At 56.2% G+C, this 23,657-nt stretch carries 24 protein-coding genes and 1 pseudogene; 14 read left to right on the forward strand and 11 right to left on the reverse strand.

Annotated elements, in window-relative coordinates; translation table 11 throughout:
- Positions 1-250 precede the first annotated feature (250 nt).
- Positions 251-673, reverse strand: a complete 423-nt coding sequence (locus GWQ27_RS11120) for a GNAT family N-acetyltransferase (protein WP_021138068.1) — start codon at positions 671-673, stop codon at positions 251-253.
- 187 nt (positions 674-860) lie between these two features.
- Between GWQ27_RS11120 and GWQ27_RS11125 the strand changes: the two genes are divergently transcribed.
- Positions 861-1,361, forward strand: a complete 501-nt coding sequence (locus GWQ27_RS11125; protein ID WP_021138069.1) for an SRPBCC domain-containing protein — start codon at positions 861-863, stop codon at positions 1,359-1,361.
- A 47-nt stretch (positions 1,362-1,408) separates the two neighbouring features.
- Here GWQ27_RS11125 and GWQ27_RS11130 read toward each other — a convergent pair whose 3' ends face one another.
- Both GWQ27_RS11130 and GWQ27_RS11135 read right to left on the reverse strand, forming a co-directional pair.
- Entirely contained in the window at positions 1,409-1,891 is a 483-nt protein-coding gene (locus tag GWQ27_RS11130) for a hypothetical protein (RefSeq protein ID WP_059112900.1), read from the reverse strand.
- On the reverse strand, positions 1,891-2,229 hold the full coding sequence (locus GWQ27_RS11135) for a DUF805 domain-containing protein (RefSeq protein WP_059112899.1): 339 nt from the start codon (positions 2,227-2,229) through the stop codon (positions 1,891-1,893). The genes GWQ27_RS11130 and GWQ27_RS11135 overlap by 1 nt, the downstream gene beginning before the upstream one ends.
- Before the next feature lie 187 nt (positions 2,230-2,416).
- On the opposite strand from GWQ27_RS11135, the gene GWQ27_RS11140 reads away from it, so the two are divergent.
- Positions 2,417-3,460 (forward strand): AraC family transcriptional regulator, encoded by a 1,044-nt coding sequence (locus GWQ27_RS11140; RefSeq protein WP_275907366.1) that lies wholly within the window; start codon positions 2,417-2,419, stop codon positions 3,458-3,460.
- A gap of 201 nt (positions 3,461-3,661) precedes the next feature.
- Positions 3,662-3,919, forward strand: coding sequence for a DUF3297 family protein (locus tag GWQ27_RS11145; protein WP_005312504.1), 258 nt, complete (start codon positions 3,662-3,664; stop codon positions 3,917-3,919).
- Positions 3,920-4,056: 137 nt separating this feature from the next.
- Here the strand turns inward: GWQ27_RS11145 and GWQ27_RS11150 are convergent, their stop codons facing one another.
- Entirely contained in the window at positions 4,057-5,334 is a 1,278-nt protein-coding gene (locus GWQ27_RS11150; protein ID WP_021138071.1) for an FAD-binding oxidoreductase, read from the reverse strand.
- Between the two features lie 51 nt (positions 5,335-5,385).
- A complete protein-coding gene (puuR, locus tag GWQ27_RS11155; protein WP_275907367.1) occupies positions 5,386-5,985 on the reverse strand; it encodes an HTH-type transcriptional regulator PuuR in 600 nt (199 codons plus the stop codon).
- A 356-nt stretch (positions 5,986-6,341) separates the two neighbouring features.
- Here puuR and GWQ27_RS11160 point away from each other — a divergent pair, with 356 nt between their 5' ends.
- The 7 genes from GWQ27_RS11160 to GWQ27_RS11190 all read left to right on the forward strand — a co-directional run bounded on the left by GWQ27_RS11160 (position 6,342) and on the right by GWQ27_RS11190 (position 15,836).
- Positions 6,342-7,805 carry an NAD-dependent succinate-semialdehyde dehydrogenase gene (locus GWQ27_RS11160; RefSeq protein ID WP_275907368.1) on the forward strand — a complete coding sequence of 488 codons (1,464 nt, stop codon included), beginning with the start codon at positions 6,342-6,344 and terminating at the stop codon, positions 7,803-7,805.
- A gap of 246 nt (positions 7,806-8,051) precedes the next feature.
- Positions 8,052-9,356, forward strand: coding sequence for a 4-aminobutyrate--2-oxoglutarate transaminase (gabT, locus tag GWQ27_RS11165; RefSeq protein ID WP_275907369.1), 1,305 nt, complete (start codon positions 8,052-8,054; stop codon positions 9,354-9,356).
- 208 nt (positions 9,357-9,564) lie between these two features.
- Entirely contained in the window at positions 9,565-10,890 is a 1,326-nt protein-coding gene (locus GWQ27_RS11170) for an APC family permease (protein WP_275907370.1), read from the forward strand.
- Between the two features lie 448 nt (positions 10,891-11,338).
- Entirely contained in the window at positions 11,339-12,688 is a 1,350-nt protein-coding gene (locus GWQ27_RS11175; RefSeq protein WP_059112892.1) for an APC family permease, read from the forward strand.
- 189 nt (positions 12,689-12,877) lie between these two features.
- Positions 12,878-14,032 carry a Na/Pi symporter gene (locus tag GWQ27_RS11180; RefSeq protein ID WP_275907371.1) on the forward strand — a complete coding sequence of 385 codons (1,155 nt, stop codon included), beginning with the start codon at positions 12,878-12,880 and terminating at the stop codon, positions 14,030-14,032.
- A 139-nt stretch (positions 14,033-14,171) separates the two neighbouring features.
- Positions 14,172-14,642: an FKBP-type peptidyl-prolyl cis-trans isomerase gene (locus GWQ27_RS11185; protein ID WP_169046537.1), complete on the forward strand. Its 471-nt coding sequence runs from the start codon at positions 14,172-14,174 to the stop codon at positions 14,640-14,642.
- Positions 14,643-15,068: 426 nt separating this feature from the next.
- Positions 15,069-15,836, forward strand: a complete 768-nt coding sequence (locus tag GWQ27_RS11190; RefSeq protein ID WP_275907372.1) for a class III extradiol ring-cleavage dioxygenase — start codon at positions 15,069-15,071, stop codon at positions 15,834-15,836.
- Between the two features lie 56 nt (positions 15,837-15,892).
- Here the strand turns inward: GWQ27_RS11190 and GWQ27_RS11195 are convergent, their stop codons facing one another.
- Together GWQ27_RS11195 and GWQ27_RS11200 are read right to left on the reverse strand one after the other, a co-directional pair.
- Positions 15,893-16,474: a DUF1349 domain-containing protein gene (locus GWQ27_RS11195; RefSeq protein ID WP_275907373.1), complete on the reverse strand. Its 582-nt coding sequence runs from the start codon at positions 16,472-16,474 to the stop codon at positions 15,893-15,895.
- A gap of 228 nt (positions 16,475-16,702) precedes the next feature.
- Positions 16,703-17,074: a hypothetical protein gene (locus tag GWQ27_RS11200; RefSeq protein WP_275907374.1), complete on the reverse strand. Its 372-nt coding sequence runs from the start codon at positions 17,072-17,074 to the stop codon at positions 16,703-16,705.
- Positions 17,075-17,637: 563 nt separating this feature from the next.
- Here GWQ27_RS11200 and GWQ27_RS11205 point away from each other — a divergent pair.
- The 3 genes from GWQ27_RS11205 to GWQ27_RS11215 all read left to right on the forward strand — a co-directional run bounded on the left by GWQ27_RS11205 (position 17,638) and on the right by GWQ27_RS11215 (position 19,196).
- The gene (locus tag GWQ27_RS11205; RefSeq protein ID WP_275907375.1) at positions 17,638-17,859 is read left to right on the forward strand and encodes a hypothetical protein; all 222 of its coding nucleotides are present in this window, start codon (positions 17,638-17,640) and stop codon (positions 17,857-17,859) included.
- 190 nt (positions 17,860-18,049) lie between these two features.
- Positions 18,050-18,967, forward strand: coding sequence for a zeta toxin family protein (locus GWQ27_RS11210; RefSeq protein ID WP_275907376.1), 918 nt, complete (start codon positions 18,050-18,052; stop codon positions 18,965-18,967).
- Entirely contained in the window at positions 18,960-19,196 is a 237-nt protein-coding gene (locus tag GWQ27_RS11215; protein ID WP_275907377.1) for a hypothetical protein, read from the forward strand. The genes GWQ27_RS11210 and GWQ27_RS11215 overlap by 8 nt, the downstream gene beginning before the upstream one ends.
- Before the next feature lie 732 nt (positions 19,197-19,928).
- Here GWQ27_RS11215 and GWQ27_RS11220 read toward each other — a convergent pair.
- Positions 19,929-20,879, reverse strand: coding sequence for a transposase (locus GWQ27_RS11220; protein WP_275907378.1), 951 nt, complete (start codon positions 20,877-20,879; stop codon positions 19,929-19,931).
- 87 nt (positions 20,880-20,966) lie between these two features.
- Positions 20,967-21,194: pseudogene (locus tag GWQ27_RS11225) on the reverse strand (alpha-amylase family glycosyl hydrolase); the annotation flags it as partial.
- A gap of 279 nt (positions 21,195-21,473) precedes the next feature.
- Here GWQ27_RS11225 and GWQ27_RS11230 point away from each other — a divergent pair.
- On the forward strand, positions 21,474-22,388 hold the full coding sequence (locus tag GWQ27_RS11230; RefSeq protein ID WP_275907379.1) for a hypothetical protein: 915 nt from the start codon (positions 21,474-21,476) through the stop codon (positions 22,386-22,388).
- A 207-nt stretch (positions 22,389-22,595) separates the two neighbouring features.
- Here GWQ27_RS11230 and GWQ27_RS11235 read toward each other — a convergent pair whose 3' ends face one another.
- Both GWQ27_RS11235 and GWQ27_RS11240 read right to left on the reverse strand, forming a co-directional pair.
- Entirely contained in the window at positions 22,596-22,823 is a 228-nt protein-coding gene (locus tag GWQ27_RS11235; RefSeq protein ID WP_236556298.1) for a hypothetical protein, read from the reverse strand.
- 344 nt (positions 22,824-23,167) lie between these two features.
- Positions 23,168-23,584 (reverse strand): SgcJ/EcaC family oxidoreductase, encoded by a 417-nt coding sequence (locus GWQ27_RS11240; protein ID WP_275907380.1) that lies wholly within the window; start codon positions 23,582-23,584, stop codon positions 23,168-23,170.
- Between the last annotated feature and the right edge of the window lie 73 nt (positions 23,585-23,657).

Raw genomic sequence — 23,657 nt, forward strand, 5'->3', positions numbered from 1 at the left:
GTTGCTCATTGTCGCAACCGCCGTGATCGCTCACCACACAATTCTCCCCGGCGTGCCTGACAAATAGACGGACACACCCTGGCATATTTCTCATCACACTTATGTCAGCTATTTTCACAATTGGCCATTGTGGTTAAAACCTGTACCACTCAGACGAGGCTCAAGGTAGACGAATGGCGCTATATATTACTGCCCCATAGCGCCCCATGCCTGCCATCCCTATATTCTCACCCTCGCGCTTCACATCATGTTATTTGAGGATCAAGCGACGCCAGGGGCCTGTGATCTCGCAGTGACCCGTTTCCTCCGTATTCTGCCAGCCGAGGCGATGATAAAAGGCCAGAGCAGAGGTATTGTGGGTCGCCACCTTGAGTGAGGCCGGCTTCCGACAAGCCGCCAACCCCTGGGTCAGCAGTGCCCGCCCCAGCCCCTGACCATGCCAGTCGGCCGACACGTAGAGATGATGCACGAAGCTCTCATCCCCCCAGATGGAAACAAACCCGCAAGGGGTGCCACCCTGTTCAGCCACCCAGAGCTGCTCGCCCCGGGTATGCTCGTCGAAATCCTCAAGCCGAAAGTGGGAAGGGTCGACCCAGTGAAAGGTCTGACGCCGCCCCTTCAGGTACAGCTGCGCCAATTGGGGAATATCCGTCTCTCGCATGACTCTGATCATCAGGCCTTCCTTCGTCACTGTTATCACTTGGCAACACTGTCGGATGGATCGCCACACAGTGTCAAATATCATGGTTAGGATAACGGCCGACCGATGGCACGGGTGTGACACACCTCTGTCCATTTTATCGCCCATGGGGCTATACTGCCTGAGTCCCATGTATGGATGGTTTGAGGCTCGCTGATTTATGGATAACAAGCAGATAGAAGGCAACATCTTTGTTCCGGCCCATATCGACGATGTCTGGCGTGCCTGGACAACCGAGAGCGGCCTGCGCAGCTTCCTGGCGCCGGAATGTCTGATGGTGCCCGAACCGAATGGTCCCTTCGAGATCTATTTCAGGCCCGATGCCCCGCTGGGTGAACGTGGTAGCGAAGGCTGTCGGGTGATGGCCGTCATGCCCCACGACCTGCTCAGCTTCAGCTGGAACTTTCCGCCCTCCCTGCCCCATATTCGTCTGCAAAAAACTCAGGTCAGCCTGCGTTTTGTGCCTGAAGGTCAGGGTACTCGCCTCTACTTCCTGCAAAGCGGCTGGGCAAACGATCCCGACTGGGATCAGGGCTACGCCTATTTTCGGGAAGAGTGGCTGGAAACCAGCCTGCCCCGCCTGCAGTATCGCTTCACCCACGGCCCCATCGACTGGAATAACCCGCCGGACAAGCAGCAACTGAAATCACTGGCCCAATAAGCCGACATATCAAAACACCGCCAGCTGGCGGTGTTTTTTATATTCAATTAGCGGCAGTTCAATGCGGGTTTGTCATCCAGCAGCCAGGAAATCCAGCGCCGTTTTGAATTTAGAACAAACCCTTCATCTGCCTCAATGCCTTTTACTATGTAGCCATCTGCTGACAACTGTTCTGCCACCCCGGCAAAATGCCATTCGTTACTATTAATACGCTCGCCCTTGAGCAAGGCGTCACTTAGCTGTTGATTCATCACAATGATCGACAGTCCCGTCACTGAATCTATTCCCAGCCCGGTATTTACTACCCGCCCAACCACAACCGGTACCTTGACTGTACAGTGGCGACCTTCGCTATCAGCTGTGGTATAGCTCCCTTCACCAACTCGCCCCTGCATCCATAAAAGACTTCCCTGAGTCAAACGCTCTACCGACAATATACCCAGCGCCCCCTTGGGGAAATCATGAATATCAACAGTCTCGGCGAGCAGGACCGGACACGCCAACATGATCAACCATAGATAATGTTTCATTATGTCCTCCTCGCTGATTGAGCGTATGAATCGCCTTGCTGCGAGAGAAAATAGATCAACACAAAGGGGCCGATGACAGGGACAAAAAAGACACAGCCCCACCATCCCGAACGATCAATATCGTGCAGACGGCGGACGACAAGTGCAACCACGGGAATGGCACTTGCCACGCCATAGCCCATATCCAGCCAGGTCATATCATCCAGACGCACATCCAGTGCGATACACATAAGAGTGACCAACAAATGCACCCACATGAACATCCAGAACTCCTTTCTGGAGGAGAAACCGGAAAAATCAAAGTAACGGCGCCACGCAAGTAAATAAAAAGAGAACATTCAGGATATCTCCAGCGTTATTTGGTCACCCATCTTGGTGGCGAACGCGGCGTGAGACGTCCTGAAACCGGTTTTAGGACGTGCTAAAACCTGTCTTTGTCCGTGACATTCTTCTTTACGTGGATGCGAACCGTTATGCTGGCATGACGTTATCTTTTCACTACCATGGCTGGGATCTGGATCAGTTATGCTCGCAATTCCCGTACCCTTCGTTGTCTCTCTAATGCTGGCCTTGCTGGCGGTGACCCTGTATGTGCGATTGGCCGAGCAAGCAAAAACGGCTTGCCTGTTTTTGGCGCTCTGTGCGGCAACCACCGGACTTGTAGGGCTTCGCTGGACTTTCGATATTGCTCTCTTCAGTTTTGCCCAGCCAATACTTGCATCACTCATCCCGGTCGCGGCCTGGCACATCTTTACCCGTGCCAGCACCGACACAGGCAGAATTGCTTATAAACATGCCATCGGACCTATATTGGTGGCGATCAGCCTCTTTACTCACTCCTTTTTTGCGCTACCTCTGGATGAGATCCTCACTGCAATTTATCTGTTTTATGGTATTGCGCTGGTACGTTATTCCGCGAAGGAGCCGCTCCTCATCCATGTCTCATTAAGTCATTGGGAAGGAGTAAAAATGGCCGAAAATGCAGCGGGTTGGATGTTATTATTCTCTGCAGTGATCGATACCGCCATATCCATCGACTTTGCGGTTAATCAGGGCAAGTTTTCCCTTTATATTCTAACGCTAGGTCACTTGATACTGCTGCCAGCACTGGCACTTGCCGTGATCATGGTGGGTGTCAATACGCCATCATTTGATGACGTTGGTAAACCAGAGAAACCACATATATCCAAGGTGCCAAGCGCGGAACCATCGCTGACAGAAGAGCGTGCCAACGAGATTACCGTCATGCTGGATAAGCTGATGCAAGAAAAAGCAAGCTATCTCGATCCGGATCTGACATTGGCAATGCTGTCGCGCAAGCTGGGCATTCCCGCCAAACAGATCTCGACGGCGGTCAATCAGGTACACAAAAAAAGCATATCCAGAGTGATCAATGAATATCGTATCGAGCATGCCAAAAAAGCGCTACTGACGACAGATGAAACCGTCACCCAGATATTGATGAATGCGGGCTTCCAGACCAAATCCAACTTTAATCGCGAATTTTCTCGCCTAACGGGCCTGACACCCAGTGCATTCAGAAAACAAAGCGAAACGCAGTCCCGTTAATATGTTGCACACCGTCATGTCAAACGGTCAGCCAAGCCCGACACTGACCGAAAAAACCAATAAACATCCTGAACACCAACGAGCAATAATGAGGCCCCAAAAATGGGTGGCGGGTGCTGCTTGTGGGCTTTATGAGCACCTTGAATGCCATGACGGCATTCTCTACAATGACGCACTTTTTACCCATTTCAGGTCATATTGATGAGCGATACCAACACCAAACCGGCACTGCCGGATCACCTTGCGGGCAACCCGCGCAGCCCGCACCATGTCGCAGCCTGTTTCGAACACCCGATCGGTATTCGACTCAATGGTAAAGAGCGCACCGATGTCGAGGAGTATTGCATCAGTGAAGGCTGGGTGAAGATCCCCTCCCCCAAGGCGCTGGATCGTCGCGGTCAGCCAATCCTGATCACCCTGAAAGGCACCGTTGAGGCCTACTATATCGAGTCCGTTTAACTGCTGCGGCCTGCCTCTTCGGCTTACCTAGCCAGCGGGGTCTGTCACTGCAGTCAACAACAAGGCCACCATAACGGTGGCCTTGTTGTTTCTGGCATCTGCCAAGGTGAACGACTTGCGGGCTGAATCGGCGGCGCTTACACCCCCAAGCGGTCGCGCAGGGTATACCAGGCGGCGCCGGCGGCGGTAAAGGGGATACGAAACAGGCGGCCGCCGGGGAAGGGATAGTGCGGCAGCTTGGCGAAGGCATCGAAGCGCTCTGCCTGACCACTCAATACCTCGGAGAGCAGCTTGCCCGCCAGATGGGTACAGGTGACACCATGGCCGCTGTAACCCTGCATGTAATAGATGTTGGGGCCGATGCGGCCAAACTGTGGCAGGCGAGACAGGGTCAGCAGGAAGTTGCCGGTCCAGGTGTACTCCACCTTGACGCCTGCCAGCTGCGGGAAGGTCTTGAGCATCTTGGGGATGATCAGCCGTTCGATATCCGCCGGATCCCGCGCGCCATACACAACGCCACCGCCGTAGAGCAGACGGTGATCGCCGGAGGTGCGGTAGTAGTCGAGCAGGTAGTTGCAATCTTCCAGGCAGTAATTTTGCGGCAAGAGGGAGCGGGCGCGCTCCTCCCCCAGTACCTCGGTGGCGATCACCTGGGTACCGCAGGGCATGCTCTTGCCAGCGAGCTCGGGCACCAGGTTGCCAAGATAGGCGTTGCCGGCCACCACCACGAAGCGCGCCTTCACCGCCCCCTTGGCGGTCTTCACCAGTGCCGGTTGGCCCGGGGTAATGCTGGTGACGGCGGATTGCTCAAAAATCCTCCCCCCCTGCATGCGGATGGCTTCGGCCTCCCCCAGCGCCAGGTTGAGGGGGTGGATATGGCCGCCGCTCTTGTCGAGCAGGCCGCCGACGTAGCGATCACTCGCTACCACCTCGCGGATCCCGTCCCCGTCGAGCAGCTCCAGCTTGTCGTTGCCCCACTTCTGCCAACGGGCCTGCTGGGCCTTGAGCTCATGGAGCTGGCGCTCCGTCTCGGCGGCAAAGACGCCCCCCTCCTGCAGGTCGCACTGGATGTTGTAGCGTTTGATCCGCTCGCGGATGATCTGCCCCCCTTCAAACAACATGGAGCCGAGCAGCTTTGCCTGATCCGGCGGGCAGTTCGCTTCTATGGTGTCGATATCGCGGCTGTAGGAGTTGACGATCTGGCCGCCGTTGCGACCGCTGGCGCCAAAGCCTACCCGGGCCGCCTCCAGCACCACCACCGAATAGCCCTTTTCCACCAGATGCAGCGCACTGGAAAGGCCGGTGTAACCTGCCCCTATGATGCAGACATCGCACTCAAGCTGCTCGGTCAATGTCGGATAGGGTGCGTGGTGATTGGCACTGGCTGCGTAGTAACTGTTTACATGCTCGGTCATGATCCCTGTTTCCTTACCGGTTCTTTTCCCAAACGAGACATAGTCTCGACACTAGAAGTTGGCCGGGGTATGGGCGCTGACGATGCGACAAGTCTGCCCCGACGGATTGCTGAAACTGTGGGGCTCGCCTGTGTCGATCACATAGCTGTCCCCAGCGCTGAGTGGATAGGTCTGCCCGGCCACCGTCAGGATCACAGACCCTTCCAGCACGGTACCGACCTCCTCCCCCAGATGCTTGACCTGACCGCCAGTGTCGGTGCCGGGGGCATAGGTCTCCAGCATGAAGCCAAGCTGGCGACGATTATTGCCGTTGTGCACCAGCTTCATGGAAACCCCCTGACTGCCCAGCTCGATCAACTGCTCGGCCTTGATCACTACGCTTGGCGCACGCCCCTCCTCCTCGGCAAAGAAGCGTGACAGCGGCAGCTCATAGACGTTAAGCAGCTTCTGCAAGGAGGCCACCGACGGGCTCACCTTGTCCTGCTCTATCATGCAGATGGCGCCATGGGTCAACCCGCTCAGCTCGGCGACCCGTCGCTGGGAGAGCCCGAGACGGCGGCGTGTGGCGGCGAGGCGCTCCCCCATACTCTTGTCCATCAGCGGGTTAGCCGTCATGGTCTGCCGCTTTACCTCTGCTTGTGGTTGCTGCATCGCCCACCTCCTTGTGTGCCTGCCGGCTTGCGTAACTATCTGCTTGTGTGCCTGTCGAGTGTGCTTGCGGATCGGTTCGAGGGCGCAACCGGTTAAAATAGCGAGTCACATTACCGGACCTGTTCGTTATCCTGCACGGCACGTGCCGTTCATTATTTTGCACACTCAATCCCACAAAAACCGGTAAAATCGCCCTGACAGCTCCATTTCTAGCATGCAGCGCCCCGTTTACTCAAATATATTTAACACTTGAAAAACATTTCAGCTCAATTTATGGTCTTTCTGTGCTTATTATTCTATACGGTGGCAGCACAGGATCCCTTGGCCACCCTGACCCACAATCGAGGCTTCCTTCTATGTCAGCATCACAACCCGCTCTCTCCTTGATCAAGTCCCTTGCCTATATAGATGGTCGCTGGTGCGAGGCGCATAGCGGACGCCACTTCGAGGTACTCAATCCGGCCAATGGCCAGATCATCACCCAGGTACCCGACATGGACGAGGTGGACACCCGCCGCGCCATCGAGGCCGCCAGTGCGGCGCAAGCGCCCTGGGCCGCCCTCACGGCCAAGGAGCGCAGCAACAAACTCTACGCCTGGTTTGAACTCATCATGGCCAATCAGGACGAGCTGGCTCGCATCATGACCTGCGAGCAGGGCAAGCCGCTGGCCGAGGCCAAGGGGGAAGTGGCCTACGGCGCCAGCTTCATCCAGTGGTTCGCAGAAGAGGGCAAGCGCGCCTATGGCCGCACCATTCCGGGTTTTTCCAGCGACAGGCGTCTGGCCACCATCAAGCAGCCGGTGGGGGTGGTCGCCGCCATCACGCCATGGAACTTCCCCATCGCCATGATCACTCGCAAGGCGGGCCCGGCGCTGGCAGCCGGTTGCACCATCGTCATCAAACCTGCCGCCGAGACTCCGCTGTGTGCGCTGGCGCTGGCGGCGCTGGCGGAAGCGGCCGGCATACCGGCTGGCGTTATCAATATCGTTACCACCCATCACTCGTCAGCGGTGGGCAACGAGCTGTGCAACAACAAGGCAGTGCGCAAGCTCTCCTTCACCGGCTCGACCCGCATCGGCAAGCTGCTGATGCGCCAGTGCGCCGACACCATGAAGAAGCTGTCGCTGGAGCTGGGTGGCAACGCCCCCTTCATCGTGTTTGACGATGCCGATCTCGACGCCGCCATCGCCGGGGCGCTCGCCTCCAAGTACCGCAACGCGGGCCAGACTTGCGTCTGCGCCAACCGTATCCTGGTGCAGGCCAGTGTCTACGACGCCTTCGCCGAGAAGCTGACTGCCGCCGTGCAGGGCTTCAAGGTGGGGGATGGCATGAGCGAGGGCATCCAGATAGGCCCGCTGATCAACCCCGCCGCGGCCAGCAAGGTGGCCGAGCTGGTCAAGCAGGCCGAAGCCGCCGGCGCCAAGGTGCTGGTGGGCGGCGAGCCGCATCCCGCCGGCCCGCTGTTCTACCAGCCCACCATTTTGGGCAATGTCGATAAAACCAACCCCATTTTGCAGGAGGAGATCTTCGGCCCGGTCGCTCCGCTGGTACGTTTTGACACCGAAGCCGAGGCCATCGCCATCGCCAATGACACCCCCTACGGGCTGGCCGCCTACTTCTATGGCCGCGACATAGCCAGGGTGTGGCGGGTAGCCGAGCAGCTCGAATACGGCATGGTGGGCATCAACGAGGGGATCATCTCCACCGAGCTGGCCCCCTTTGGCGGCATCAAGGAGTCGGGTCTGGGCCGCGAAGGGGCGGCCGAGGGGCTGGAAGAGTATCTGGAAACCAAATATCTCTGCTTTGGGGGCATTCGCTAGGAGCGGATTTATACCAGACCCCGGCTTCTCCCTTCTCAAGAAGGAGGAGCAAACCACCCCACCTGGCAGGGAAGGAGATGAAACGTCAACCGCCTTCCCTGTCAGAGGGAGGGTCGGGATGGGGTCCGGCTATCAAGCTGCAGCGCGCCTTTGCAGGCATACCGTCATGAAAAGGACCAAGTGAGCGCTCCCGGTTGGGAGGCTCGCTACATTGAGACTGGGGCCAAGGCCTCTCAGGGAGGAAAGATGAGTCATTCAGATAGCCATGCAGACAACAACCAGGCCTGGCAGGCCCGCCGTGAAGCGGCCGTGGTCAACGGCGTCGGCACCCTGCTGCCGGTGTTTATCGACAAGGCTCTCAACGCCGAGCTATGGGACGTGGAGGGCAACCGCTACATCGACTTTGCCTCCGGCATCGCCGTGCTCAACACGGGCCACAACCACCCTAAAGTGGTGGCGGCAGTGCGTGAACAGCTCGAAAAATTCAGCCACACCTGTTTTCAGGTCACCCCCTACCCCGGCTATATCGAGCTTGCCGAGAAGCTCAACGCCCTGGTGCCCGGCCCTACGCCAAAACGCACCCTGTTTCTCTCCACCGGCGCCGAGGCGGTGGAGAACGCCATCAAGATAGCCCGCGCCCACACGGGCCGCAGCGGCACCATCGCCTTCAAGGGGGGCTTCCACGGTCGCACCATGATGGGGATGGCGCTCACCGGCAAGGTAGTGCCCTACAAAACGGGTTTCGGCCCCTTCCCGGGAGAGGTCTATCACCTGCCCTTCCCGAGCGATTACCTGGGGGTGAGCGAGGCCGATGCCCTGGCCGCGCTGGATCTCTGCTTCAGCTCGGATATAGAACCGGCCCGGGTGGCAGCCATCATTCTCGAACCCGTGCAGGGTGAAGGGGGTTTCTACTCCGCCTCTCCCAGCTTTATGCAGAACCTGCGCAAGCTGTGCGATCAGCACGGCATAGTGCTCATCTGTGACGAGATCCAGAGCGGTTTCTGTCGCACCGGCAAAACCTTTGCCACTGAATACAGCGGCATAGAACCAGACATCATGACGCTCGCCAAGAGTCTGGCCGGTGGCTTCCCTCTCTCGGCCGTGGTGGGCAAGGCGGCCATCATGAACGCCGCCAAGCCAGGCGGTCTGGGGGGCACTTATGCAGGTTCTCCCATCGCCTGCGCCGCCGCCCTGGCGGTGCTGGAGGTGATCGAAGAGGAGCAACTCAACCAGAAAGCCCTGGCTCAAGGGGCGCAGATCAAGGCTCGCCTGCATCAGTTGGCCGAGGGTTTTGACTGCATCGGCGACATTCGCGGCCCCGGCGCCATGGTGGCCATGGAGCTGGTCAAGGGCCGGGATGCCAGCCAGCCTGACCCGGATCTCACCAAACGGCTGGTGGCCGAGGCCGGCAAACGCGGGCTTGTGCTGCTCTCCTGCGGCGTGCGGGCCAACGTCATCCGCTTCCTGGCGCCCCTTACCGCCACTCCGGCCTTGATCGAGGAAGGGCTGGCTCTGCTGGAACAGGCGCTCACCGCCGCCAGTCAGGGCTAGATCCACCCGGTTTCATCGGTCATGGCGAAAAATACCGTGAGATAACTCCAGGCCGCCCATCGCGGACGGCCTGCTCATACGGTATCATCCCCGCCCCAAAAAATGATGACAGGCGCGCTGGGCTCCTTCCAGGGCCAGCCACACTGTCACGCGTCCTTCGCCTGCCTGCGGCGCGGGACACACGCCCCAAATTCGAGGAGAGAGGCCAATGGCTCAACGCCCGGCTCGATTGAAGCAAACCCTGACCCTGTGGCAAGTGGTGGTGATGGGATTGGCCTATATGACCCCCATGGTGGTGTTCGATACCTTCGGCATCGTCACCGACATCACTCAGGGCCATGTGACTACCGCCTACCTGCTGGCCCTGGTGGGCGTGTTGTTCACCGCCACCAGCTATAGCCAGATGGTGCGCCACTATCCGGTTGCCGGATCCGCCTATACCTATGCCCAGAAGGAGTTCTCCCCCGTGGTGGGCTTCATGGTGGGCTGGTCATCCCTGCTCGACTACATGTTCCTGCCGATGATCAACATGCTGCTGGCCAAGATCTACCTGACCGCCCTGTTTCCCGGCATCGAACCCTGGATCTTCATCTGCGCCATGACGGCACTGATGACCCTCATCAACCTGCGCGGCATCGATCTGGTGGCCAACCTCAACGGCGTCATCATCTTGATCCAGATCGCCATCATGGTGGTGTTTCTGGCCCTGATCGGATACGGCATCGCCCAGGGGGAAGGGGTCGGCACCGTCAGCCTGCAGCCAATCTACAGCGTCAACACAGAGGTGTTGCCACTGCTGACCGGCGCCACCATCCTCTGTTTCTCCTTTCTGGGATTTGACAGCCTGAGCGCCCTCAGTGAAGAGACACCCAACGCCGGCAAGGTGATCCCCAAGGCCATCTTCCTGACCGCGCTGCTGGGGGGCCTCATCTTCGTGGTGGTGGCCTATGCCCTGCAGCTCTACTTCCCGGATGCCTCCCGCTTCAAGGAGCCGGATGCCGTGCTGCCCGAGATTGCCCTCTATGTGGGCGGCAAGCTGTTCCAGAGCGTGGTGCTGGTCTGTGCCTGCGTGGCCGTGCTGGCGTCGGGACTCTCCTCCCACGCCGGTGTCTCCCGCATCCTCTACGTGATGGGGCGGGACAAGGTGCTGCCCCAGCGCACCTTCGGCTATATCCACCCCAAGTGGCAGACCCCCGTGTTCAACATCCTGCTGGTGGGCATACTGGCGCTGTCGGCCATCAGCTTCGATCTGGAAATCGCCCTGGCCCTGATCAACTTTGGTGCCCTGGTGGCCTTTACCGTGGTCAATCTGTCGGTGATCGCCTGCTATTACGTGCGTCAGGGGCGCAACAAAACCCTTAAGGATCACCTGCAATATCTGATGCTGCCCCTGTGTGGGGCGGGGACTGTCGCGATTCTCTGGCTCAATCTCGAACTAACCTCTCTTATCCTCGGCATTATCTGGGCTGCCATAGGGGGAATTTATCTGTTTTTGCGTACCACCTTCTGGCGCGTATCCTTGCCGACCTATTGAGCCGCAAGCCTTGCCAACACTGGGCTGGCGCCGATATCCCCCGAACGGGTGACGGCGCCATTCATTGATATAAAACAGGTCATTGATAATTCTCTTGCCCGGAATGCCTTTAGTGGCTTGTCTTCCCCCCCCATCTGGGGCAAAATCCCGCCGCTTTCATAACCGATGTGATCCCACATCGGTTATTTTTCATTTTGAAAAATTTTATTACCACTCGAGGCCGGACAACTTCCGGAAATGATATCAAGGTTCAGATGAACCTAATGCCGCAATGAGGAAAAACATGGGGCTCTTGTTTGCTTTGTCTCCGGTCGCCACCGGAACCTGCTTTGGTCGCCGCGCGACCAACGTCTGTGGTTTGCATACCGATGTTGTGAGTACGCGAGAACCCGGTCCCATGGCCTCAAGCCATTCCACTTCCTGCCGCCCGTGCAAGGAGGAAGCCTGAATGAGCCAGCAACCCGTTCGTCTGAAGAAAACCCTCAGCATGTGGCAAGTGGTGGTGATGGGCCTCGCCTATCTGACCCCCATGGCCGTGTTCGATACCTTCGCCATCGTTGGTGACATTACCGAAGGTCGGGTCGCAACCGCCTATCTGCTGGCGCTGGGCGGCATACTGCTGACCGCGTTCAGCTACGGCCATCTGGTGCGCAAGTTCCCCTCTGCGGGCTCTGCCTATACCTATGCCCAGAAGGTGTTCAACCCCTACGTCGGTTTCATGGTGGGCTGGTCTTCCCTGCTCGACTACATGTTCATGCCAATGATCAATATCCTGCTGGCCAAGATCTACCTGACCGCCATGTTCCCCGGAGTTGATCCCTGGATTTTCATCTTCGGTCTGGTGACAGTGATGACCTTCCTCAACCTGCGCGGCATCAACCTGGTAGCCAACTTCAATGGCTTGATCGTGGTGATCCAGCTGGCCATCATCACCCTCTTCATCGGTCTGATGGGCTGGGGCATCTACCAGGGTGAGGGCGCAGCGACCCTGATGAGCAGCCGGCCGTTCCACTTCGAATCCGCCAGCGTGGTGCCGCTCTTTACCGGTGCGACCATTCTCTGCTTCTCCTTCCTCGGCTTCGACGGCCTGAGTTCGCTGTCGGAAGAGACCCCGAACGCCGGCAAGGTGATACCGCGCGCCATCGTGCTGACAGCCCTCATCGGCGGTGTCATCTTCGTGGTGGTCTCCTACTGCCTGCAGCTCTACTTCCCGGATCTGGCCCGCTTCAAGGAGCCGGACGCCGTGCTGCCCGAGATTGCCCTCTATGTCGGCGGCGCCTTCTTCCAGAGCGTGGTGCTGGTGTGCACCACAGTGGCGGTACTGGCCTCCGGCATGGCGGCGCACGCAGGCGTGTCCCGCATCCTCTACGTCATGGGGCGCGATCGCATGATCCCGGAGCGGGTGTTTGGCTACATCCATCCGAAATACCGGACGCCAGCCATCAACGTGCTGATGGTGGGCTGTCTCGCCCTCTCCGCCGTGTCGTTTGATCTCGACACAGCGCTGGCGCTGGTGAACTTCGGTGCCCTGGTGGCCTTCACCTTCGTCAACCTGTCGGTCATAGGCCAGTTCTGGGTACGCGAGAAGCGCAACAAGAGCATCAAGGATCACCTGCTCTACCTGCTGCTGCCGCTGCTCGGCGCCGCCACTATCGGTGCGCTCTGGATCAACCTGGAGCAGAGTTCCTTGGAGCTGGGCCTGATCTGGGCGGGTCTAGGTGTCACCTATCTGTTCCTGCGTCTGGCGGTGTTCCGCATTCCCTTCCGTCAGTACGAAGAGACTGCCGACTCCCAATAAGGGGGCGCGACACACAGCAAAAAGCAGAAGGGGAGCCATGGCTCCCCTTCTTGTTATCCGGCCCTCTGTGCAGCCTTGTCATCAAACCATCATAAAAGTGTCACTTTGTAATATTTCTGTCATAGAGCCTTGATTAAATGCGCAGGTCTACTTCAACCCCGAACGGTATCACCGTCCTCAAGAGGCTACATGCAACAGACGCAATCCTTGCCACAACAGCGAACATCCCACTTCAGATCGCTGTTCAACTGGGTCACGGTTATCGCACTGGTCTACATCATTCTGGTTGCCGTTGGCGCCGTTTCCCACGGCTTCAAGGGCTTCTCCGGCGGCGCAGAGGGCGCAGCCCAGATCTTCGCCTTCGCAAACAATCCCTTTGTCGCCCTGCTGCTCGGCATACTGGCGACGGCCCTGGTGCAATCCTCCAGCACTGTCACCTCGGTGATCGTCGGTCTGGTGGCGGGCGGCCTGCCCATCGGCATGGCCATCCCCATGGTGATGGGGGCCAACCTCGGCACCACCATCACCAACACCATAGTCTCATTGGGTCATATCAGGGACAGAGCCGAGTTTCGCCGCGCCTTTGCCGCTGCGACCGTGCACGACTTCTTCAACCTGCTGGCTGTGTTTATCTTCCTGCCGCTTGAGCTGATGTTCGGTCTGCTGCAAAAGAGCGCCGAGTGGCTGGCTACGCTGCTGGTGGGCTCCGCCGACTTGTCGATGAAAGGGGTGGACTTTATGAAACCCCTCACTGCCCCTGCACTCAACCTTGTCGACAGCGCGGTCGCCTTCTTGCCGGGCAAGGGTGCCGCCATTGCCACCATCGTCATCGGCATACTGCTGATCCTCGCCTGCGTTACCTATCTGGGCAAGGTACTGCAACAGGTCTTGGTAGGTCGCGCCAAGGAGCTGCTGCACAAGGCACTGGGTCGTGGCCCGCTGACCGGTATCGCCTCCGGTACCCTGGTCACCGTCATGGTGCAGTCCTCCTCCACCACCACCAGCCTGATGATACCCCTGGCCGGTGGCGGCGTGTTCAGCACTCGCCAGCTCTATCCCTTCACCCTGGGGGCCAATATAGGTACTACCATCACGGCCCTGCTGGCGGCCACCGCCATCAGCGGTGCCGGTGCCAAGCTGGCGCTGACCATAGCCCTAGTGCATGTGCTGTTCAACCTGTTTGCCGTTGTGCTCATCTATGGCGTGCCCTTCCTGCGGGAATTGCCCATCAAGGCCGCCGAGGGGCTGGCCCGGGTCGGTAGCGAAAACAAGCTGCTGGCACTGGGTTATGTGGCCGGGCTCTTCTTCGCCCTGCCCGCCCTCATGATGGTGGCGGCTAAGTAATCCGCCCTAATGAGGCGAGGGGGCTGGATCCTGGCCCCCTCGTCGTCTGTCTGCCCCATCACATCCTCCTGTGTCCCGGCTCGCCCTCCCTCCCCGACTGGGATAAGATGCCGCCTTCATTGCCTTTAAGGAAAAACTGATGAAATTCATTCTGATCGCGCTGCTGATTGCCGGTGTCGCCTACTACTTCTACTCCAGCAGCAACAACAAAAAACAAGCGGTGGAAAATGTGCGCAAGGGCGCCGAGTTCCTCGCCGGTAACAAAGACAAACCTCTGGTGACCACCACGGCCTCCGGTCTGCAATACGAGGTACTGACCCCGGGCACTGGCACGGTTCACCCCACTGCCACCAGCAAAGTGAAGGTGCACTACGAGGGCAAGCTGCTGGACGGCACCGTCTTCGACAGCTCGGTCGCCCGCGGCGAGCCCATCGAATTTGGCCTCAATCAGGTGATTGCTGGCTGGACCGAAGGGGTACAGCTGATGGTGGAAGGTGAGAAGACCCGCTTCTACATCCCCGCCAATCTGGCTTATGGCGACCGTGCCGCTGGCAAAATACCGCCGGGATCCGTGCTGATCTTTGACGTTGAGCTGCTGGGTATTCAATAAGCAGGCTTATAGCAATCGCGCCGCTGGCAAGATCCCACTGAGCGCCCGTGCTGATCTTCAACGTTGAGCTGCTGGGTATCCAATAAGCAGGCTTATGCCAATCGCGCCGCTGGCAAGATCCCACTGAGCGCCCGTGCTGATCTTTGACGTTGAGCTGCTGGACATCCAGTAAGTCCGTCCCTCGACAGCTTCCTATGCCAAGGCCAGCGCACTGCGCTGGCCTTGTTATTTCTGCTTGTCTGCGGCCCTGCCCTGTTACGCCAACCACTGTTACTATCAACCAATGGTGAACAGTGCTTATACATAGCGCTAGATTGTTAACCTTGCATCCCAGGCAGATAATGACCCCATCGTCAGTGGCCCGACGCCCTGATCCCGGTTTCGGGTACGCAATGCGTACCGACACAGCTTATATGGAGTCTTGTCATGTCTATCGCCCCCGTCTGGTTTATCTCTCACGGCGCTCCGGATCTGGTTCTGCGCGACCAGTCAGCCACCCACTTCCTGAAAACATTGCGCCTTGGCGATATCAAGGGACTGGTGGTGATCTCGGCACACTGGTTCAGCCGCACCGAGTTGCAGATCAACGTCGAGCCCAATCCGGCGCTCATGTATGACTTCTACGGTTTTCCGGAGCCGCTCTACCATATTCGCTGGCCGGCAACGAGTCCGCTGTGGTTGCAAGAGGCGGTAGGCGATCAGCTGATGCTGGCGGGCTTGCCGGCTACACAGGTGCGCCGCGAGCTGGATCACGGCGTCTGGTCGCCGCTCTCCCTGATAGACCCGGCAAGCGAGATCCCCCTGGTGCAGATCTCCATTCCGGCCAGTTTCAGCCCGGCCCAGCTATGGCAACTGGGGGAAGCGCTGCAGAGCCTGCGCGAACAGGGGATAGGCATACTGGCCTCCGGCGCCATTACCCACAACCTGCGGGCTCTCGGGCCGGACAACTCGCCCGTCCCCGGCTGGGCCAGCGATTTTGTGAACTGGCTGGAGCAGACCATGAGCGAGGGTGACAGGCCCGCGCTGGAAGAGTACAGAACGCGAGCCCCGGGAGCGGTGGAAGCACACCCCCATGACGATCACCTGCGCCCGCTGTTTGTAGCCCTGGGGGCCGCCGGCAAGGACAGGCCCCACAAGCTGCACGACAGCTGGGACGGCGGCAGCCTCTATATGGGCTCCTACCGGTTCGGTTGAGCCTGACCGGGATAAGGGCGAGAGCGAGACAGTGAGTGCTGTTGTGAGCCGAGTAACTAGCTCAGGTCATGCAGCGCCTTGCCAAGGGGCGCCGTGAGGCGCAGGTCAGAGAAGCGCACCGCCAACCCCTGCCGCTCGGGGGTGCAGCACATCACCCCGATAAAGCAGCGCTCGCTTGGCGGGAACGGAGCGAGGCGCAGCAGCGGCCACACCTTGCCATCGGTGGAATATTGCAAACGCAGACAATCGGCCAGCCGGGTCAGCCGCAGCCAGAAGCGGCGCGGATTGCCGGTGAAAATGCCGGTGGCCCAGTCAGAATGCGGATTGGTCAGCACGCTGCCGATCATCGGCTGGGCATCGTTGTACTCGATCCCCGCCTTGAGCCAGTGCTCGTCGTCTTGCAGCAGCATCAACCCCGCTTGATCGTAGAGGGTGGTGAACTCCCCCTCGATGCAGACTTGAAAGGTAAACTCCCCTTCAACCTCGCAGCCATAGAGGTGCCCGCTGTGGCGCTCGAAGCCATACCAGGTGCTGCGCCAAAAATCGGTCTGCCGGTCTGTCACCACCTGCAAGCCGTCGTCTGTCTGGTGCCACTCGACCGGTTCATTGAGCCAGCGCCACGCCGTGCCTTCCGTCATCCTGCTCTGCTCCCTTTTATCCCGCGTAATCCCGCACAAATGCGGCTCGCCAACGCCTCGTCCGGTAACGACAGGTCATGGCTGCACCTCTGCGGACCCCATAAAAGGAGTCAATAGTGTCGCTATTGCCGCCCCGATACAAGCCTGGTGCCCCGCGCCATCAGTGCGCCCCAAAAAGCGCAGGGGGCCTGATGGCCCCCCGCTAGCATGCACTGTCGAGCTCTCAGCTTATGCCGATTTGACGCACTTCTGGACAAAGCTGTTCTTGGCCGCGCCAGCCAGCTTCTTGTCAGCCGCCGCCTTTTCGCACTGAGCAGTCTTGTCGGTGGCCGCATTGGTTTTCACGCACTTCTGGATAAAGCTGTTTTTGGCCGCGCCAGCCAGCTTCTTGTCGGCCGCTGCCTTCTCGCACTCACCAGTCTTGGCACCGGTGGCATCTTTCACGCACTTGCCGATAAAGCTGGTCTTGGCGGCGCCCGCCAGTTTTTTGGCCGCGGCCTGCGCCTCGCACTGCAACTGGGCAGAGTCCTGGGCAAAGGCAGTGCTGGTCAGCAGCGCGCCGGTACAAAACAGGCCGAACAGGATGGCAATACGCTTCATATGACGTTCCTTATTGTGATGTGGTTGCAACTGCTGATTGTTGCCGCAGATCCCCCGCCTCGCCAGCTTGGGACACGGAGCCGGGCAACCATCGCCCGCACTATAGCGCCGATTGGCAGAACGGGATTGGCCCCTACCAACCTTCTCCAACGGCAAGCCAGCCATCCTATTCCAACCCACACCAGCCAACCCCAATAAAACCAAGGGCCATGGGAATCCGGTGCCCAGTCAGTGTGATTTGTTGAGCCAGCGCATAAAACGCAGATATTCCTGATAGTTACGTCAATTTTTGACTGGTGAGAGCAGATTCGATTGGCTTAACATAGCCATCCGGTGCCTATTCATCTGTGATGGGCCTCAGCCCTCGCTGGTCAATGGAGCATATTGGAAGCTGTAATCCACGGGCGGTAGCGTGGAGCGGGGGCAAATACACTTTATTCAGTAACGATAAGGCTCTAGATATAGATCTTTATTCGACGCCAACCAACTCAATAGTATCTTATGCAAAAATATAAATAACAATTGGCGTTTATTATTAATTTCATAAACATATAGGTAGCAATATGCCTACACATGAAGTCAGCCTTAATATTCATACTAAAATTGTATCACACAAAGATGTTGAAATTGAGGTGAAGTCAGATAATCAGAAATTGGGGACTTTACTAATTAGCAAAGGAAATATTGAGTGGTTACCATCAAATAACTACATCAATAAATATAGAATGTCTTGGGAAAAATTTGCAAAGCTAATGGAGTCAGAAGGGAATAATGTTAGAGCTTAATACTATATTAGTACCTAGTAGAATCGCGCACGTGCTTGCATTATAAAATGTTCTATAAGACAACTTTATGTAAAATTGTTGTCTATAACATTTCATGTCAGCGGTTATATTAATAACCCTAAATGTAAAAATAAAAACACACAAGTTTTATCAGTGGCGCCCCTAATATGGGCATTACTTAGGATTTAATATGGGTAGTTATTTAAGACCTTTAAATACAGACAAATTAGCTGGTAATTTTCTAATAAAGGCTCTCGAAGTTAGAGATACGAATGAACTTGGTGACTATATTCAAAAGCTTGTAACGGCAGAAAATATGCTAATGAATTGCGAGAGCAAGGATACTTTAAGCTCTGACGACTACAGGCATATAGGATACGCATCCGACAGTGACAGGAAGAAACTGAGAAAGATCATTTTTGATGAACTGGTGTTCATGCCACTATTAAACAATGATGATGAAATAAAGTTGGGGAATGGTGGCGTTATACCGGAAGGTGGTTTGAAAAATGAAAATCAAGCATATATTATAACGGGCTTGCCTGCCTCTGGAAAATCCTATTTTTCTACAAAAATTGCCCATAAGATGGGTGCTGCAATAATCGACTCTGATTTTGCCAAGAGAAAATTTCCTGAGTATTCAAAACCTCATGGTGCCAGTATTGTTCATGAGGAATCAATTCTTGTAACATTCGGATTGTCAGATAAATATAGAGATGAGCCATCTCTATATGAGTTTATGGTTTTTCAGAAAGCCAATCTGGTCATCCCTAAAATTGGCCATGATAAACAATCAATTTGCGATATTAGAGATGCTTTAAAGCGTAAAGGGTATGACGTTCATCTGGTATATGTCAGTATAGACCGTGTAGAGTCAACCAAGAGAGCATTCAAACGCTTTGAGGAAACGGGGCGTTACGTTCCATTATCTTTAATATTTGATCAATACTCAAACGAGCCAACTGTAACATTTTATAGACTTATGGGGGACGCTGCGTGGACATCGGTGTGTAAAATTTCGACATCGGAGCGAAATCCTTCTATAGTCTACATGAGTCATAGCAAACATTTCATATCTGATGTCATAGGGGGCACGAGTGATGTCTAAGAAAAAGATAACCATTGCCACAATTGATAGCACTGCAGGCATTGGAGATAGCTCTAGGGCGGCGATTAAATCTGCACAGAGAAATAAACTATATTCGTTGCATATTAAAAAGGAGTACAACCGAGATATTATTGAAGCTAATTCGATAAAAAACTTAAATCTTACAGATGATGACCTAAAACAAAAGTATGGTGACTATGAATGGAGCATAGATACTGGCAAAAAATAATTAACCCCCCCCTTCCCATCCTCACGGAGGGGGGCAGCTAAAATCCCATAGCAACTCAAGTGTTGTTGATTTTTTCTTGGCGGGAAAATCACATGGAATGATTATTATAGTTATTTGATGCTTGCACATTGTGGCTGAATATTTCCCCACCCTATTCCATGAACTTTTCTAGATAGGCAACTCATAAAAAACATTCTCACTTAGTCATAACACACTCTCTCCCTAGTTTGTTACACTGTTAGTCCGAGTATGCTGAGCCTGAAAGCTGCCAATATGCCAGAAGTAAAAACCACTCAAGTGTGCCCTTCGCCCTCTTCCAAGTACAAAACCCTTTCAGCACGTAGGTTCGATTAGCGAAAAATCGAAATTAGGACACCCACCTTTCTGAGCCAGCCACTGCTCGGCTGGCTATCTCTGCAATCATGAATACTGCCCCCAGGAAAACAAACATTAGGACACCCACCTTTCCGAGCCAGCCACTGCTCGGCTGGCTATCTCTGCAATCATGAATACTGCCCCCAGGAAAACAGTAACGGGAAAATCTAGGACACCCACCTTTCTGAGGCAGCCACTGCTCGGCTGGCTATCTCTGCAATCATGAATGCTGACTCCAAGAAAACAGTAAAAATCGGGCAAACGAGCGTTTTTTCCTGACAGTTCACTTGTACAAACGTGGCAATGCCTGACACCGGAACATATGCCAAAAACGGGGAGAAGACAGGGGCTAACGGATTAGTAAGGTGGCTGATGACATCGTTGTTGACCACAGTGGCGGGCGAACTGCCGACAATGTGCCTTGTCTCCCACAACTCTGAGCCCTTGTCGCCTAAACAGCATCACCTGTTTCAGCCATCGGACACCATCAAGGCCCAACCGCGCCAAGATTGGGGCCAGGTGGGCCGGAATATAACCCCGCTTGTCGGTCCGAATTGCACGGCCGGTCCAGTCAACCAGCATCAGATAGTCAGAAAAGGCATAGGGCAGGCCGTCAGGTTCGCACTTACTGGCAAACGGCAGCAATAGTGGTGACAAAACATCGGTGCCGGGATCTTTCTCGAGACGCTGTTTGATACTGGTGTAATCACTCTGCTCGGGCCGATCGGCCAATCCAGCCCGTATCGGATTGAGGTCCACATACGCCATGCAGGCCAGAAGGGCTGACTCGGTGAGCAGGGCCTGGCTTTTGAAGCGCCCTTCCCAGAAATGGCCCTTGCAGCCATCTTCCCGATTGGCCTGCCGTGCCAGGGTTTCATTGAGCAGCCGCACAAACCAGCTGATGGAATGAAGCCGCTCCCGCCATTCCTCTATCAGTTGCTGCACCACCATAAGTTCGGGCTCAATCAAGGATTCCCCTTGATACCAGCGCCGTACCAACAACGGCCACTGGAACAGCGCTACCCAACGCTCGGCCACTTCCCGTTCGCTCCAACTGGAGGCGGTATCTTGCTCCACCTTGAGCACTAAGTGATAGTGGTTGCTCATCACCGCATAAGCACAGACGCTGATGGCAAATAGCCGCGACAGTTGGCCCAACTTGTCGACTACCCACTGGCGCCTGTGCTCGTAACTCTGGCCGGAATGAACATCTTCCCCGCACAGGAAAGCACGCCGCACACAGCGGCTGACCACATGGTAATAAGGCGTATCCTGCAAGCTGATCTGACGTGAACGGGCAATGGTCATGGCTCACCCCTCGACAGTGACCTCTCATCTCAAGCCAAGTACAGCAATGCGCTGCTGTCAAAAAGGTGGGTGTCCCAATTTGAAAGTCAGCACTAAGTGATAGTGGTTGCTCATCACCGCATAAGCACAGACGCTGATGGCAAATAGCCGCGACAGTTGGCCCAACTTGTCGACTACCCACTGGCGCCGGTGCTCGTAACTCTGACCGGAATGGGCATCTTCCCCGCACAGAAAAGCCCGCCGCACACAGCGGCTGACCACATGGTAGTAAGGCGTATCCTGCAGACTGATTTGACGTGAACGGGCAATAGTCATGGCTCCTCCCCCCGACTGTGACCTCTCATCTCAAGCCAAGTACAGCGCTATGCTGCTGTCAAAAAGGTGGGTGTCCCAATTTGAAAGTCTCCCAATTTGAAAGTCGCAAAGCACCCCCGCCCCCCGGGTGGGTTGCCTTGACGCTGCTTTATGCTTGCCATATGGAAACCACCTTAAGTATGATGCCAAACGGCACCACTTTGGGGACGTGCTGTTTTCTCGAGACCCAGGCTGCCGTTTTGCATCATCACCCACCTATTCAATAAACAGTGAGTCCTTATGAACGTTCGCTACTGCGCCCTGCTGGTGTGCTGTCTGCCGCTAGTGACCAATGCCGAAATCACTGCACCCTATCAACTTGAAGCAGGCAAGGTGGTCTTCAAACCCTATGGCAACCTGCCAGGCAAACCCCTTGCAGATGCGTTGCCAACAGACTTTGATGTCACATATCGCAACGATGATTTCAGCATTGCCCTCTCACAAGGCCGTTATTTCTGTAACGACCAGCGATTGCCCGCAAGCTTTGATATCAACACGGCCAAGGCGCTTGGCAGCTTCCTGCTGAGCGGGCAGCAGGCCTATGCCTATTGCGAGCAAATCAAGGTGCCGGTCAATACAGCCGCGTTTGCATTGCTCGACCACCCTTTCGCCAGTGACGGGCGCCATGTATTTCTCGTCACCGGCGAAGTACTCGAGGGGGCAGATCCCAAGCACCTGAAGACGGCCCATGGTCAGGCCGCCGACCAGCGTCACTACTACTATGTGGCCGAACAGACCAAAGTCATCCCCCACAAGGGCAAAGTCGCGCTGTACGATACCTGTCAAGGGTGGGCCAAGATCGATGACACTCTCTATTTCAAGGGCGAGGCTCAACAAGCAGTGGATGCCGCCAGCTTCCACTGCCTGAACTTCTCGTCGGCCGTGACCAAGGATGGATTCTACAGTGGCAACAAGCTGCAGGGCCCCCTGCCAAAAGGGGTCGACAGCGACCTAATCAAACCGCTGCAGGAGAACTTCGTCACCGATGGCACACGCGTTTGGTATGTGAACATCAAGCCGACCGAACTGGAAGGGGTCAATCTGGCCGCAGCCAAGGTGGAATACGACCAGCTCAGCGATGGCGCGCATAACTGGGATTGCAGTGTTCACGACGATTTGGGCAACCCCAGCTGTGAAAAAACGGCCGTAGAGTAGACCTGTCGGCGCTCACCACTAACAGACAGTCAGAAAACCTAGGTACAACAAACCGGTGACCACAAGGTTTCTAGCCTCCCGGTTCTGACGCAGCGCGGCCTGTTCGCGCAATAAAAATCCCCCGCGCTCGGGGGATTTTTTGTTTCCCGTTTATCCTGTTTGACGAGTCACTATCTGCATCGGCGAGCAGGGATGGGCTTCTCACCATCAACGGTTATTCAGCGCTTCCACTTTCGCGATCATGATGGCCATCAGGCTAGAGATGAGCATCAGCACCATGGCTATGGGCAGCGAGAAAAGGAAGTAATAAACACGCCCACTTGCCACCAGAACAGAGTCTGCAGTCACCATAAAAGGCAGCGGTAGCAGCATGAGCAAGGCGAAGTAGAAGATGATCCTGGCGATCACCAAAGGGGTTTTGAGGGACTGAGTCATTATTTTTCGGTACGGCCACATGATGGGTTGCTCCCTGATTCGTTATTATCCGGCCATCGGCAACCAACCCTGAGCAGGGTCCCGGCCTTGTTCGTCCATGATGGCTTCATGCAGCACCCTGATTAACAGCCACCGACCGGCTGGTCAAGGGACTCCCCATCAGCGGTTTTTTCCCATGATTTTTATTCTTCTGCGCGCAGCCACTATGGCGGAGAGAACCTGCAACAAACCGGCGACGCACCACAGCAACGTCTAACAAGTGTTTCTATATCAGCAGCTTATTGATTTCCTGCCATTCGGGGGCTTGTACCAGCCCCCACTCTGCGATAGCCCCTGTTTAGCATTCAGGCTAGAGGCACGGGATCCACCACCGCCAGCAGCGCAGTACCATAGGAGTTGTCTATGGTGCAGCGCCACTGCCCATCGGCGTCTTTGCGAAACACATAGGTGGCGCGGCGGGTTTCATCAGTCAGGCCCCCCTGACCATCCGGGTAATTGAGCCGGGTCTCCATGATCACCAAGGCATTGTCGGCCCCCTCGATCACCTCCATGGCCCCCTGCTCCACCTTGAGCTGCCCCTGAAAGTAATCCGAGATGGCAGTGAAGGCGCGGCGGATGGCGGGAATACCGCGCACCACCATGCCGGGCTTTACCACCAGGGCGGCGTCCTCGGCGTAGAAGGCCATCAGGGCGTCGAAATCGCGCCGGGAGATAGCGGCGTCGCAGGTTGCAATGAGGGTTCGAAGGGAATGCTGATTCATCTTCACTCCTTATGGGGCGGCTTGCCCGCCATGTCACGGATAAAAACAACAGATAGAAAAATCCCCCGAGGTC

The sequence above is a fragment of the Aeromonas sp. 5HA1 genome, from assembly GCF_029237245.1.
Classification (GTDB): Bacteria; Pseudomonadota; Gammaproteobacteria; order Enterobacterales; family Aeromonadaceae; genus Aeromonas; species Aeromonas salmonicida.

Bases quoted from the DNA above. Each gene is read 5' to 3' on its own strand.
- GWQ27_RS11125 (WP_021138069.1), top strand. From the start codon at position 861: ATGGATAACAAGCAGATAGAAGGCAACATCTTTGTTCCGGCCCATATC.
- GWQ27_RS11190 (WP_275907372.1), top strand. From the start codon at position 15,069: ATGTCTATCGCCCCCGTCTGGTTTATCTCTCACGGCGCTCCGGATCTG.
- GWQ27_RS11130 (WP_059112900.1), bottom strand. From the start codon at position 1,891: ATGAAACATTATCTATGGTTGATCATGTTGGCGTGTCCGGTCCTGCTC.
- GWQ27_RS11205 (WP_275907375.1), top strand. From the start codon at position 17,638: ATGCCTACACATGAAGTCAGCCTTAATATTCATACTAAAATTGTATCA.
- GWQ27_RS11220 (WP_275907378.1), bottom strand. From the start codon at position 20,879: ATGACCATTGCCCGTTCACGTCAGATCAGCTTGCAGGATACGCCTTAT.
- GWQ27_RS11140 (WP_275907366.1), top strand. From the start codon at position 2,417: ATGCTCGCAATTCCCGTACCCTTCGTTGTCTCTCTAATGCTGGCCTTG.
- GWQ27_RS11145 (WP_005312504.1), top strand. From the start codon at position 3,662: ATGAGCGATACCAACACCAAACCGGCACTGCCGGATCACCTTGCGGGC.
- gabT (WP_275907369.1), top strand. From the start codon at position 8,052: ATGAGTCATTCAGATAGCCATGCAGACAACAACCAGGCCTGGCAGGCC.
- GWQ27_RS11230 (WP_275907379.1), top strand. From the start codon at position 21,474: ATGAACGTTCGCTACTGCGCCCTGCTGGTGTGCTGTCTGCCGCTAGTG.
- GWQ27_RS11150 (WP_021138071.1), bottom strand. From the start codon at position 5,334: ATGACCGAGCATGTAAACAGTTACTACGCAGCCAGTGCCAATCACCAC.
- GWQ27_RS11240 (WP_275907380.1), bottom strand. From the start codon at position 23,584: ATGAATCAGCATTCCCTTCGAACCCTCATTGCAACCTGCGACGCCGCT.
- GWQ27_RS11175 (WP_059112892.1), top strand. From the start codon at position 11,339: ATGAGCCAGCAACCCGTTCGTCTGAAGAAAACCCTCAGCATGTGGCAA.
- puuR (WP_275907367.1), bottom strand. From the start codon at position 5,985: ATGCAGCAACCACAAGCAGAGGTAAAGCGGCAGACCATGACGGCTAAC.
- GWQ27_RS11195 (WP_275907373.1), bottom strand. From the start codon at position 16,474: ATGACGGAAGGCACGGCGTGGCGCTGGCTCAATGAACCGGTCGAGTGG.
- GWQ27_RS11210 (WP_275907376.1), top strand. From the start codon at position 18,050: ATGGGTAGTTATTTAAGACCTTTAAATACAGACAAATTAGCTGGTAAT.
- GWQ27_RS11180 (WP_275907371.1), top strand. From the start codon at position 12,878: ATGCAACAGACGCAATCCTTGCCACAACAGCGAACATCCCACTTCAGA.
- GWQ27_RS11170 (WP_275907370.1), top strand. From the start codon at position 9,565: ATGGCTCAACGCCCGGCTCGATTGAAGCAAACCCTGACCCTGTGGCAA.
- GWQ27_RS11185 (WP_169046537.1), top strand. From the start codon at position 14,172: ATGAAATTCATTCTGATCGCGCTGCTGATTGCCGGTGTCGCCTACTAC.
- GWQ27_RS11135 (WP_059112899.1), bottom strand. From the start codon at position 2,229: ATGTTCTCTTTTTATTTACTTGCGTGGCGCCGTTACTTTGATTTTTCC.
- GWQ27_RS11120 (WP_021138068.1), bottom strand. From the start codon at position 673: ATGATCAGAGTCATGCGAGAGACGGATATTCCCCAATTGGCGCAGCTG.
- GWQ27_RS11215 (WP_275907377.1), top strand. From the start codon at position 18,960: ATGTCTAAGAAAAAGATAACCATTGCCACAATTGATAGCACTGCAGGC.
- GWQ27_RS11160 (WP_275907368.1), top strand. From the start codon at position 6,342: ATGTCAGCATCACAACCCGCTCTCTCCTTGATCAAGTCCCTTGCCTAT.
- GWQ27_RS11200 (WP_275907374.1), bottom strand. From the start codon at position 17,074: ATGAAGCGTATTGCCATCCTGTTCGGCCTGTTTTGTACCGGCGCGCTG.
- GWQ27_RS11235 (WP_236556298.1), bottom strand. From the start codon at position 22,823: ATGACTCAGTCCCTCAAAACCCCTTTGGTGATCGCCAGGATCATCTTC.